This is a genomic window from Prosthecobacter sp. (genome assembly GCF_029946185.1).
Lineage (GTDB): Bacteria > Verrucomicrobiota > Verrucomicrobiia > Verrucomicrobiales > Verrucomicrobiaceae > Prosthecobacter.
The window spans coordinates 6,147-17,833 of record NZ_JAQSEA010000244.1 but is presented as its reverse complement, the minus strand read 5'-3'; the positions used below and the strand labels follow the sequence as shown (position 1 = coordinate 17,833).

Annotated in this window: 10 protein-coding genes; 1 reads left to right on the top strand and 9 read right to left on the bottom strand. The window is 59.3% G+C overall.

Translation table 11 applies throughout. The annotated features are described in order from the left end of the window. Positions 1–199: 199 nt before the first annotated feature. Complete coding sequence (gene gnd, locus PSV43_RS20340) at positions 200–1,642, bottom strand: decarboxylating NADP(+)-dependent phosphogluconate dehydrogenase (RefSeq protein WP_300201881.1); 1,443 nt, start codon at positions 1,640–1,642, stop codon at positions 200–202. A gap of 161 nt (positions 1,643–1,803) precedes the next feature. Between gnd and PSV43_RS20335 the strand changes: the two genes are divergently transcribed. After that, positions 1,804–2,610, top strand: coding sequence for a DUF4190 domain-containing protein (locus tag PSV43_RS20335; RefSeq protein WP_300201879.1), 807 nt, complete (start codon positions 1,804–1,806; stop codon positions 2,608–2,610). 100 nt (positions 2,611–2,710) lie between these two features. Here the strand turns inward: PSV43_RS20335 and PSV43_RS20330 are convergent, their stop codons facing one another. The 8 genes from PSV43_RS20330 to PSV43_RS20295 all read right to left on the bottom strand — a co-directional run bounded on the left by PSV43_RS20330 (position 2,711) and on the right by PSV43_RS20295 (position 11,236). Next, positions 2,711–4,003, bottom strand: a complete 1,293-nt coding sequence (locus tag PSV43_RS20330) for a PQQ-binding-like beta-propeller repeat protein (RefSeq protein WP_300201876.1) — start codon at positions 4,001–4,003, stop codon at positions 2,711–2,713. 229 nt (positions 4,004–4,232) lie between these two features. Further along, a complete protein-coding gene (locus tag PSV43_RS20325) occupies positions 4,233–5,171 on the bottom strand; it encodes a hypothetical protein (protein WP_300201873.1) in 939 nt (312 codons plus the stop codon). Between the two features lie 315 nt (positions 5,172–5,486). Beyond that, positions 5,487–6,044 carry a hypothetical protein gene (locus PSV43_RS20320; RefSeq protein ID WP_300201869.1) on the bottom strand — a complete coding sequence of 186 codons (558 nt, stop codon included), beginning with the start codon at positions 6,042–6,044 and terminating at the stop codon, positions 5,487–5,489. 67 nt (positions 6,045–6,111) lie between these two features. Continuing rightward, complete coding sequence (locus PSV43_RS20315) at positions 6,112–6,774, bottom strand: Uma2 family endonuclease (protein ID WP_300201866.1); 663 nt, start codon at positions 6,772–6,774, stop codon at positions 6,112–6,114. Between the two features lie 83 nt (positions 6,775–6,857). Continuing rightward, on the bottom strand, positions 6,858–8,552 hold the full coding sequence (locus tag PSV43_RS20310) for an iron ABC transporter permease (RefSeq protein ID WP_300201863.1): 1,695 nt from the start codon (positions 8,550–8,552) through the stop codon (positions 6,858–6,860). A gap of 9 nt (positions 8,553–8,561) precedes the next feature. Continuing rightward, complete coding sequence (locus PSV43_RS20305; protein WP_300201861.1) at positions 8,562–8,993, bottom strand: type II toxin-antitoxin system VapC family toxin; 432 nt, start codon at positions 8,991–8,993, stop codon at positions 8,562–8,564. Further along, a complete protein-coding gene (locus PSV43_RS20300) occupies positions 8,993–9,505 on the bottom strand; it encodes a hypothetical protein (RefSeq protein WP_300201858.1) in 513 nt (170 codons plus the stop codon). Before PSV43_RS20300 ends, PSV43_RS20305 begins: the two co-directional genes overlap by 1 nt. Before the next feature lie 45 nt (positions 9,506–9,550). Beyond that, the gene (locus PSV43_RS20295) at positions 9,551–11,236 is read right to left on the bottom strand and encodes an extracellular solute-binding protein (RefSeq protein WP_300201855.1); all 1,686 of its coding nucleotides are present in this window, start codon (positions 11,234–11,236) and stop codon (positions 9,551–9,553) included. Positions 11,237–11,687: the final 451 nt, after the last annotated feature.

Sequence of the window (11,687 nt, the reverse complement as noted above, 5' to 3'; positions counted from 1 at the left end):
CCAGCCGCCGTCGAAGCCCATGATCTTCTATCAAGAAACTGCCTGATATACGGAATTGAGTTTTGCTAACCTCTATAACGAAAAACGCCGGGGACGTAGCCGAAGGATTTTCTTGCGAGAATTGCGAGCACAAAAAAGACGGCCAGGTTTACCCCAGCCGCCCTTAAAGTTGTCCAGTTGCGCAGCAACTCGGCTACCCTTAGCCAATCACCTCAGGCCATTCCGTGTGGAACATCTGCCCTTCAGGCTTGTCCGTGCGCTCATAGGTATGAGCACCGAAGAAGTCACGCTGGGCCTGCAGCAGGTTTGCTGGCAGGCGGGCGGCGCGATAGCTGTCGTAGTAGCCAAGGCTGGCGCTAAACGCAGGAACAGGAATGCCGTTCAAGGTCGCAATACTGACCACTTCACGCCAATGCTGCTGCGTGTTGCTGAGCACGTCCTTGAAGAACGGATCCAGCATCAGGTTGGCCAGGCTGGCGTTCGTGCGGTAGGCGTCGGTGATGCGATTCAAGAAGCGGGCGCGGATGATGCAACCCCCGCGCCAGATGGCGGCGATGCCACCGAGGTCCAGCTTCCAGTCCTTCTTCTCACTCATCGTCTGGATGAGGTCCAGACCCTGCGCGTAACTGATGATCTTGGAGGCATAAAGGGCGTCGTGAACCTTCTTCACGAGTTCCTTCTTGTCCGTCGTGATGTTCGCGGTCGGTCCGGTCAGCTGGGTGCTGGCGGCCACGCGCTGCTTCTTCTGGGAGGAAAGAATGCGGGCTTCCACGGCGGCGTTGATTGTGCTGATCACCACTGCGTTTTCAGCCGCGTTCATCAGCGTCCACTGGCCCGTGCCTTTCTGGCCGGCCTTGTCCACGATGAGTTCCACGATGGACTTGCCGGTCTCAGGATCCTTCTGCTCCAGGGCCTTGCCGGAGATCTGGATGAGGTAGCTCTGCATGTCGCCTTCATTCCACTCGTTGAAGATGGCGGCCATCTCGTCGGTGGTGAATCCTGCGTGCTTGAAAATATTGTACGCTTCGCAGATCAGCTGCATGTCGCCGTACTCGATGCCGTTGTGGATCATCTTCACGTAGTGACCCGCACCGCCAGGGCCGATGTGGATGACGCAAGGCTCACCATCGACCTTCGCCGCGATGCTTTCAAAGATCGGCTTCATCACTTCCCAGGTGGAAGCGGGGCCACCAGGCATGATGGCAGGGCCTTTGCGCGCACCTTCTTCACCACCGGAAACACCCGCGCCGATGAAGCGCAGGCCTTTGCTGGCAAGGTAGGCGTCACGGCGCTCCGTCGTCTGATAGAAGCTGTTGCCGCCGTCGATCACGATATCATCCTTGTCGAGAAGGGGGATCAGCTGCTCAATCACTGCGTCCACCGCATCACGGTCCGAGTCCTTCACCGCAGTCGATTTCACCATGATGTGAATCTTGCGCGGCGTGGCGAGGCTCTGCACGAAGTCCTCAAGGGTGTGGCAGCCGACGAGAGCCTTGCCAGGATGTTTGGCAACGAACTCATCCGTCACGCTGGTCGTACGGTTATAAACGCTCACCTGGAAGCCGCGGCTTTCCACGTTGAGAACGAGGTTTTGGCCCATCACAGCGAGGCCGATCAATCCGAAGTCACTTTTTTTGCTCATATTTAGGGCCGCAGACATACCCCCCGGCCCTCATTTGGCAAAGGAGATTTTGCTCATGGCCTGCATGAGCCGGATTGATGGAAAACGCCACGACTTTAAAGTTGTGCCGTCCCCATGGCTTCGAGTATCCCTGAAATGCTGCCATTTCACCCCACATCCACATGACCTACCACGTTGCCAAAAACGGAGAGAAATCCGGCCCCTTTGAGAAGGAGGAGGTCTATCGACGTCTCGTGGCGGGTGAACTCAGCGGCTCCGATCTCGGCTGGCACGAAGGAATGGCCGAGTGGGAGCCTCTCTCAAAACTGCTTCCACCCCCGCAAGCTCAGCCTGTTTTTGCACCCTCAGGAGTTTTCGCCACAAACGCAGCCTCGCTGGCGCCTCCTCCTCAGGGCACCTCGGGGCTTGCGATCGCAAGTTTGGTCTGTGGCATTCTCGTTTTCCTCACCGTGGGGCTGGCCGGCCTGCCTGCGGTGATCACCGGCCATCTGGCCCTCTCAGGCATCAGAAAATCTGGCGGTGCTCTCGGTGGTCGTGGCATGGCGATTGCCGGACTGATCTTGGGCTATTTGGGGTTTGGACTGACCTTGATTGCCGTGCTTGCCTCGCTGGCGGTCCCGGCTTTCACCATGGTAAAGACGCAGGGGGATCAGATGAAAGTGGTGAGCAATGCCAAGCAGCTTGTCATTGCCATGAAACAGTACTCGGCAGACCATGATGGCAAATACCCGCCATCGATCGAAACGCTGTACGACGAGCAGATTATAGCGGACCGCAAGCTGCTTGAATTCCCAGGAGTGACGGATGTTCCCGGTCAGGGCTGGGACTACCGTGGCGCCGAGCTCACTGATTCCAGTGAAGGCAACGCCGTCGTGCTCGTCACCAAGAAAGCAGATCGCTCCAAAAGGAAGATCGTTGCCCACAACGACGGCTCGGTGAAGGTCGTCAAAGAAAGAGATGCACCATGAAGGCTGTGCATCAAGAGGTTGGCGATGGGTCGAATCAGCGATGTTTGAGGGGTGATGTTCCCAGCCGCCGGTGAAGGGGAGTTTGAATCAACCAAGCACCTCAAGGCACCGGCTGGCCCTTCGCTCCGATGCAGTACAGCGAATTCGCCGTGCGCACATAGATCCGCTTGTCGCCAATCGCAGGCACCGAATTGATCGGCCCATCGAGCTTGCTGGCGGCGATCTTTTCAAACTTCGGTCCCGCCTTGATCACAATGAGATCTCCCTGCTGGCTGGCGCAGAAAATCTTGCCATCGCCCGCGACCGGGCTGCTGAAGAACTTGGCGCTGCCCTGCGTGCCTTCGATGCGTTCCTCGTAGATGACCTTGCCAGTCTTGAACTCCACGCAGCGCATGATGCCGCCGTCGCCAAGGAGGTACATCTTGTCGCCAATGACCAGCGGGGTGGGGACATAGGGCAGGCCCTTGGGAATGTCGAAGGGCACTGGCACAGGCTTGCCGCTCTTGAGGTCGATTGCCGCGATCTCCTTCACACCGCCACCGGTGCCGAAGGTGCAAAAGTAGAAGTCATCGCTCAGCACGCCCGAGCCCAGGCTGCGTTGCTTGTAGCCGGGATTGTACTGCCAGTTGATCTCGCCTGTCTTGAGAGCGATCCCCATGACCCCGCTGGCATTGTTCGCGCAGATGAGTTCCTTTGCGCCGCCCTTCAAATCATGCACCACCGGCGTGGAGAAAGTGTTCAGGCAGTTCGGCAGCTCCCGCTTCCACACCTGCTTGCCGGTTTTGGCATCCAGCGCCACCACGCAGCTCTTCCATGTCTGCTGCTCAGGGACATCGGAGTAAACCTTGCCATCACGCTTCCAGTCAAATTCGCTGCGCACAATCATCAGCCCATCGACAACAATCGGCGAAATGCCCGTGCCGTGCTCATGAATGTAGTCCGCCACATGGTCATTGCGCCAGACCAGCTTGCCCGTGTGATCCAGCGCCAGCGCCTGGATGTTCGTGCCGCTGCTCCAGTTGATGTAGATGCGTTCGGCATCCACAAAGGCGGAACTGCTGGCAAAGGTGTTGTAGGTCTTGTGGATGGGGTGCGGTACAAACTCCTCCTCATGCCGCCACAGTTCCTTGCCGTCCTTGGCAGAAAAAGCGATCACCGCGCGGCGCGTCGTACTGCTTTCTGCCGTGACGATGACCATGTCCTTCCACAGCACCGGCGAAGACCAGCCTTTGCCCGTTTCCACCTTCCACAGCGTCGTGCTGTCATCCACCACCGCTGGCAAACCGGTGGTGTCAGCAAATCCGGTGCCGTTCGGACCGCGAAAGCGTGACCAGTCCGCAGCAGAGAGCACAGAGACAGAAAACAGCGTGATGAATGCGAGAGTAAATTTCATGCGAGCAAATAGAACGCGGGTGGAAGGAGAAAAATTGCCAGAACAGTCCGAACAGAAAAGGAGAATAGCAAAGGGTTGGGCGTGTGCAATAGACTGAGACCAAGGTCCTGCCCGCAGACAGCGCCCATCCTGAAGCGAGGGAAGAGAGCGGCTCTCTGTTCCCACTTAAAAATACCGGCAGCCTGCAGTGAGGTGTTCTCCACTCGTCACCCAACTTCGGCCCCCCCCCTTAGAACAACATGGGCTGATCATCCCGATCCGCAGCACCTTTACCACGGCGTTTGCGCGGTGCGGGTTCCTCGACTGGGGCAGCCACAACGACATCCTCAGGAACCGCTGCCGCCGGCACCACGGCCTCAATGCTAGAAGCAGGCTCAACCGCTGGCTCAACCGCTGGCTCATCCGCAGGCTCAACCGCAGGCTCAACCGCAGGCTCAACCGCTGGCTCAACCGCTGGCTCATCCGCAGGCTCAACCGCTGGCTCATCCGCAGGCTCAACCGCAGGCTCATCCACAGGCTCAACCACAGGCTCAACCTCAGGCTCAACCTCAGGCTCAACCGCAGGTTCGACCGTAGGCTCAACCACTGGCTCAACCACTGGCTCAACCACTGGCTCAACCACTGGCTCGGAGGGTGCGATGACATGTTTCGCGACCTCTGTTTCGATGGGCGCAGACGGTTTCTTTCTGAGAACCAAAGCGGAGTCCTTGGCCTCGACCTCTCCACCCTGTTGGAGCGGGGCGGCCGCTTCTTGAACCTTCGGCGCTTTCACCGCTTTTTTAGCCAAGGGTTTAGCCGTAACCTCTTCATTTCCAGCTGCTTTGCGCAAGCGGTGCCTAGCCACCCGCTTGGCCGTCAGGGCCTTGTTCTGGGCCACCGGGCTGTTGTGGCGTTTGAAGTTACGAAAGGACAGTTTCTCTTCCGTTTCAATGAGCCAGCCGATTTTTTCCAGCGCCAGCGCGAAACCTTTGCGCCCCACAATCTTATCGATGAACTCCCTCGTAACGCCTAAGTCGTTAGGGTTGATCCGGTTCAATTCCGCCCAGGACCACAGCCTCACCAGCTTTCCCACCACGGCGTCATCATCCATCCGTAACTGGGTGGCCATACTGCAAATCTCCGGCTTGTCCGGCGTGCAGACTTCGATCTTGATCCATGGGCGTCTCATATCGGCATGAGAATGCAGGACAGGGGAACTCAGGTCAAGGAAACCTTATTAACGTTACATTCTTACATTGTGAATAACTCGGCTGCGATGAATAGTGGAGCTTCGCAATGCATGACGCTCGGGTCTGTAGTTCCAGAATGGTCAAAACGAAACAGCCTGGCTGGGCGCTGAGTGGATTACGGCTCAGCTTCGAGCACCAACCGGAAGCCCAGAACGGCGGTGCGATGCATCCTCACGACGGGCTGGCGTGAATCCTAGCTGACTTGGCAGTGATGGTCTGGGCCAGGGCCATGGAGACGAGGCGGTCGGTGCGGTTCAAGCCTCACCCCCCATGCTGGGATACTGCTCTGCAAAGGGCAGCCAGGTGTCGAGCTTCAGCTTCGGCGCGTTCGAGCGGGTGATGTTCAGCGTCACCTGCAGCTCCACCAGAGCGCTGTCCACCTTGCTCTTGCTGATCGTCCCTGAAGGTGAAAGCGCCTTGCGCAGCTCTGCCGTGGTGCGTGGCTCGCTGCGGATCAGCTCAAAGGCACGCCGAGCCAGTGCGCTGCATTCGGAAACAGGCCGATGATGCGCCGGATAGTGGGCCTGCTGCAGATGCTCCATGCTCATCAGCACCGCGAGTCCGCCGGGCAGTTTGCCGTAGAAGATCTCGTCGGGGAACTCCGCCGGCAGTTCATTCTTCCAGGCCCAGACCGCCTCCACTTTTGCGCCCCATCCCGGTTTCCCGGGTTGTCTCCCCGGAAGATCCACCACATCCCACAGGCTGGGGAGGTCAGAGGTCTTTGAGCCAAAGATGAGGCAGGTCTTTACCTTCAAGACGAACTCGAAAGCTTGCTCGAAGGTTTTGATTTTGACAGGTCGCTTGGACTTCATGCGTGGCGGGTGCTGCGGTATATCTATGCCTCAGCCACGGAACAGCGCCTTCGTTAAAATGTCCGCTTTATGCGCCGGTCCACATCTCCCGCAGCAGCCGCAAGTTCTCCGCTTCCTCAAAGACCGCCCGCACGGGTATCTCAAACCCGGCGATGGCATCGCTGCACAGCAGGCCCTCGGTCTGCCGCTCTGCCGGGGGATAGACCTCTCCCGCCAGACGGTAGAGTTCCACGCTCTCGGTCACGGGGTCGATGATCCAGTACTTAGCCACGCCATGCAGCGCATAGTCCTGAAACTTGATGCCGCGATCTCGCGCTTCCGTGGAAGGAGAGAGCACTTCGACGATGAGATCAGGAATGGGAAACCTCAGCGTATCCGGGCCGGTGAGCCGCGCTTTCGTCAGGCCAAAGAACGAGATGTCCGGCTCATAGTCATTGCGCGGAAAGCTGGTCATGGCTTTCTGGCTGTGAACGACGCCGAGGTTTTTCAGACGGACATGGGCATCCATGACGCTAAACAAATGCTTGGTCGCCAGCAGATGCCGGTTCAGGGCCGGGGAGTGCATGATGACCTCGCCCTGAATGAACTCCCATTTTTGGTCTTCGAGAGTGATGTCCGCATAGAATTTCTCCCGCAGCTTTTGCTCGCGGACCATGGCCTTGTGCGCCTCTTCCAGCAGTTCAGGCAGAGCAGGGCTGTCCAGCAGGGATTGAAGAATGGCAGACTTCATGTCAGGAAGATGTGTCCAAATCACCGGATCGTAAAGTCGCGCCGAAAACTTCACCTTCGCTTCCATTCAATTCAGATTGCCACCTACCCCCGAAACAGCGCGCCGAGTTTCTTCCCCAAAATCAGCCCGGCACCGAGGATGGTCACAGCGAGGAAAATCATGGCCCAGACGCCGAGCGCAGAGGCTAAATTCGGGCCGCTGCCGAGGGCGAGCACGAGGGAATAGATCGCCTTGGTGATGGGGAAGTAGGTGGCCTGTTGCGCGAGGATCATGGAATCGCTCACTTCCAGCATGGCAAAGGAGAAGGCGAGCAGCGCACCCGCGACGAGGTTCGGTGCGACGAGGGGCAGGGTGATGCGCCACAGGGCTTTCTCCGGGCGGGCACCGAGGTTTTGCGCGGCTTCTTCCAGCGTGGGGCTCACTTGCTGGAAACCGGCGGCGGCCGACCGCACGACAAAAGGCAGGCGGCGCACCGCGTAGGCGATGACCAGCAGCAGCAGCGGATCTTCCCCCAGCATCAGCCAGTGGAAGGGCTGGCCCTCCCGCGTCATGGCCAGGTAGCCAAAGGCCATCACGATGCCCGGCACGGCCAGCGGCAGCATCGCCATGGCGTCAAGAAGCTGGCGGCCCCAGATGCGCGTGCGCACAGAAACATAGGCCACGCCGATGCCGAGGACGAGCGCCACCAGCATCGCCAGCGTGGAGTACTTCAAGCTGTTGGCGATGGATGACAGCGTGAGCTCATGCCCCAGCGCATCGCGGTAATGATCCAGCGTCAAGGAGTGTGGAATGACGGTGCCGTACCAGTCTTTGGAAAACGACAGCAGCACCACGCCGAGATGCGGTAGCACCGCGAGAAAGGTGACGCCCACAAAGAATGCGGTGCAGACCCAGCCGAGACCGGCGGGCAGCACGATCGTTTCACGGCCCGTGGTGGCACGTCCGCCGCCACCGGCATTGGAGCTGCCAAAGAGCAGCTTGCTCGTCAGGTAAAACAGCGTGCTGAAGACCAGCATCACCGCCACCAAGGCGTAGGGGAAGGGGTTCCCGCTCAGGTCATTGATGCTGCGGAAAATCTGCACCGCCGTGACGCGGTCATAGTCAAACAGCAGCGGCACGCCCATCTCCGTGAAGGCCCACACAAAGACGATGGTACCGCCCGCAAACACGCCGGGCATGATGAGCGGCAAGGTGATGCGGCAGAAGCGGCCCCACGCATTGCACCCCATGTTCGCCGCCGCTTCTTCCAGCGCCGGATCAAGGTTCGACAGCGCCGCCGCCGCATTGAGATATATGATGGGATACAGGTGCAGCACCTCCATGATGATGATGCCCAGCATGCGGTGCTGCCCGAGCCAGTCCGTCGGATGCAGCGCGTCCATCATTCCGAGATTGATGAGCAGGCTGTTCAGCGCGCCCGCCTGCCCAAGCATCGCCTTGATGCCGATGGCCCCCACAAACGGCGGCAGGATCATGGGGATGAGTACCAGCGAATTCATGAGCGCCCGCCCCGGAAAGGCAAAACGCACGTAGCACACCGCCAGCGGCAGGGCGATGCACAGCGCCCCCAGCGTCGTCCACACCGCGATGACAAACGAATTCCACAACCCCTGGCGATAGAGCGGATTGAGGAAAACCTCAGACACATATTCCAGCGTGAACTGATTGTCCGGCCCACGAAATGCCGACTCCAGAGCCGCCCAGATCGGGTAGGCAAAGAAGCACGCGAAGAACGCGGTCATCCCCAGAAAGATCAGCAGTGAGAGAGTTTTGGACATGGGGGGGAATCACGAAACGGTCAGTCCCACATGGACTGCCGCCGCTCTCTGCCGATTGTCTGCTGTGACGAAATCTGTCTGCTGAACGACGCGTGCACTGGCGATGTGAAGCGCATCGTTGGTGCGAATGAAAACCGGTGGCGTCACGAGAAGGCATTGTTCGAGCACCTTCACAAATTCCTGCTGCACAGCAGGCGTCTCGGTTTGGACGAGAATCCGTCCAGCTATGACATCTTCCTCAAAATCCTGAAACAGCAGTGCGGCGCTGCCGGGTTGAATAAGTCCCTCTGACTCACGGCGCAGAAAAACCGTGCGCAACTCATGCCGAGCCAGATGTGCTGTGTGAAGCGGTGCTTCCTGCAATGATCTGTTGCGGAAAGCCATGCTGTCCACCTCCCGCAAATAGAGCTTCACCAACGCGGATGTGTCCCAGTAGCTCATCACTCGTAGCCCCGCAGATCATCCATGACTTCTTGTAGCGTGGCACCTTGTCTGCCGGTTGAAAGCTGTTCGCTGCGTGAGGTCAGTCGCTTGTTCCATGCCTCCAGATTCAAATCACTCGGAGGTGTGAGATGTGTGGATTCACTTAGCTTGTCAGGCTGTTTAGTAATAAGTGAAGCAAGCATTTTTTCCCATGCTGTTCCAGACAATAACTGCACATCTATACCGCTGTCTTTACGATGGTTCCAACCTACTTCGTCAAATGCTTTCACAAGAGCATCATCAAATGCCTGATGCATGACTTCTTCGCACTTCTGGGTGAATAGCGCAGCTTCCCAAAGATCTATGCGCTTGGCCTCCGATTCAAGCGGTGCATGCCACCCATGCCGTTTCATGGAGGGTGCAGCCTGCACTTGTTGAATAGCCTGCTGCACCATGCTAGCCAGCACAGCCGCCTCAGAAGGCTCCAGGCTCTCAAGGGTGGCGTCTAGTTCCTGGGCGATGCTGCTCATAGCTTATTATTCCAACTTTGCGGGCCAGCGCAAGCCAAGATGCCTTCACTCGTCGTTCCGCGCCATCCGTCCAGCCTTGATGAATTGATTGCGAAAGGCGTCTCCCAACTCACGGGCCAGCCGTGTTTCCTGCACCTTGTCGCGAGCCGCTAGAATCTTGGCGATGTTGCCGGTGGCGGCTTCGTACTTCACTCGCGTGAGATCTTCCAGCACCTGGAGGGCGCGCTCGGGCATGCCGTGGTCGATGATGGTTTTCCAGGATTCGTGGAGTTCCACATGGGAGTCCACACAGATCACGCGCACGAGGAAGCGGATGGTGTTGAACAGCGCAGCGGTACGCTCAGGGTGGTAGGTAAAGGCCTGCGCCTTTTCAAAGGGCACCTCATGGCCATCGCTCATCCTCGCGATGTTTTCAGGCGTGTACAAATCATGCCGCACCGGCAGCCGGCGCAGCGCGTGGTGCAGCGGTCCGCCCGGCTCGCCCACGCGGTAGCTCCATAGCTTCTGCCCGGCATCGCCAAGCACGAACTCCATGAAGGCGGTGGCCAGTTCGGGATCGGGCGCACCCCGCAGCATGCCAATGGGATCGACACTGATCGAGGTGCCGCCCAGCGGCGCGATGAAACCCACGCGTGAGGTGCCATCGGCCTTGCGCACGTCCTCTTCAGCGGAGCGTCCGTAGAAGTCGATGCACATGCCTGCAGCAGCATCGCCTTTGGCCACTTCGAGGGGGATCTTGGTGGAGAAGTCGGTGAAGTAGCGCGCGTTCGCACTGATGCGCAGGATCAGGCGCAGGCCTTCGTTCCAGCCTTCCGCCACGGCCTGGGCTTCGAGCTGATCCGGGTCGAGTTTCGATTTCGGCTCCGCTTTGAGACGATCATGCGCGAGCTGCATCTGCTGCTGGATGAGCATTTCCAGCGCCTTCGTGACTGAACCGCTTTTGCCGGGATCGCTCAGGGCGATCTGCCCATAGTAGCGCGTGTCCGCGAGATTGTCCCAGGCCACGGGATCTTCAGGAATGCCGATGCGGCGCAGCACATCGCGATTGAAAACAATGCCGCTGCTGGAGAGGCAGGCCCCGCACCAGCGACCCTGCGAATCGCGGAAGGGCTCGCCGCTGAGTTTCTCGGGAATGCCCGCGTCGCTGAACCATTCCGGGTGCTTTTTCGCCAGCCCGCTGAGGCCGTTTTTTTCACCGTCGCCAGCCACCAGCGTGCCCGCCTTGGCCTGCTGTTCGAAGTCATACGCGCCACCGCCAAAGAACACATCCATGCCGGTGCCGACGTTCGAGGCGAGGTAGGCTTTGCGTGCGGCATCCTCGGGCGCGGCCTTCGGGTTCAAGCAGGCCTGCGCCACCGCAGGCGACCACGTTTGGTGCAGCTTCTTCTGCCAGTGCTGCTGGAAGGCCGCCATGGCCTCGGACTTGATCAGCATGGCAATCTCGGAGGTGCCGCCGGGCACGCGCCAGTCGATGAAGAGCGTTTGTCCCGTCGTCTGTTTCCAATGCGCAGCAAACGCATGCCCATACTCCTCGCGGATGCGGTCATGGTGAGGCGAGATGATGACCAGCCGTCGATCATAGCGCGCTGGTGCGGTGCTCTGCGCCGGTTTGAGCAGAAACGGACCCGCCAGCGTAACCGCCATCAACAGGCAGACCGCGAGTTCTTTGCGCCACTGCTGCACCCATGCGATCACGGCCTGAGTGCGTGGGTGCTGGAGAAGTGCGTTCATCGTCACAATTCGTCCCCCCCAATCTGCCTCTTCCTCCTCCTCACGGATGCCGGATCTGAAAGTGAGGAAGAGTAGGATGCCGGAATGCCCAGCCCGTCTCTCAGCGCACGGGAGCCGCAAAGGCGTACGAACGCGCTCATAGTCGGGCGGTTTGGCGAAGAGGCATGCAGGTGACATTGGGAGAACCGCGCGCCAAACACACCCAACCTACGACGGGCGTGCGACTCCGCCCGTAGGATGGGTGTGGCGACAGCCCGCCCGTCTGCGAGCGCGTGGCAAGCACCCCGGTCGACAATGCTCTCCAAAGCTCGGCGCCTTGTCCTAGATCCGCTACTGGGTGTTTCCCGACTCGCGCTATCCCATGGCGTCTTCGTCCTCCGACGGGCATGCGACTCGGCCCGTAGGATGGGTGTGGCGACAGCCCGCCCGTCTGCGAGCGCGTGGCAAGCAC

Excerpts from the sequence above, each read along its gene's own strand:
- gnd (WP_300201881.1), bottom strand. The coding sequence starts at position 1,642 with ATGAGCAAAAAAAGTGACTTCGGATTGATCGGCCTCGCTGTGATGGGC.
- PSV43_RS20335 (WP_300201879.1), top strand. The coding sequence starts at position 1,804 with ATGACCTACCACGTTGCCAAAAACGGAGAGAAATCCGGCCCCTTTGAG.
- PSV43_RS20330 (WP_300201876.1), bottom strand. The coding sequence starts at position 4,003 with ATGAAATTTACTCTCGCATTCATCACGCTGTTTTCTGTCTCTGTGCTC.
- PSV43_RS20325 (WP_300201873.1), bottom strand. The coding sequence starts at position 5,171 with ATGAGACGCCCATGGATCAAGATCGAAGTCTGCACGCCGGACAAGCCG.
- PSV43_RS20320 (WP_300201869.1), bottom strand. The coding sequence starts at position 6,044 with ATGAAGTCCAAGCGACCTGTCAAAATCAAAACCTTCGAGCAAGCTTTC.
- PSV43_RS20315 (WP_300201866.1), bottom strand. The coding sequence starts at position 6,774 with ATGAAGTCTGCCATTCTTCAATCCCTGCTGGACAGCCCTGCTCTGCCT.
- PSV43_RS20310 (WP_300201863.1), bottom strand. The coding sequence starts at position 8,552 with ATGTCCAAAACTCTCTCACTGCTGATCTTTCTGGGGATGACCGCGTTC.
- PSV43_RS20305 (WP_300201861.1), bottom strand. The coding sequence starts at position 8,993 with ATGAGCTACTGGGACACATCCGCGTTGGTGAAGCTCTATTTGCGGGAG.
- PSV43_RS20300 (WP_300201858.1), bottom strand. The coding sequence starts at position 9,505 with ATGAGCAGCATCGCCCAGGAACTAGACGCCACCCTTGAGAGCCTGGAG.
- PSV43_RS20295 (WP_300201855.1), bottom strand. The coding sequence starts at position 11,236 with ATGAACGCACTTCTCCAGCACCCACGCACTCAGGCCGTGATCGCATGG.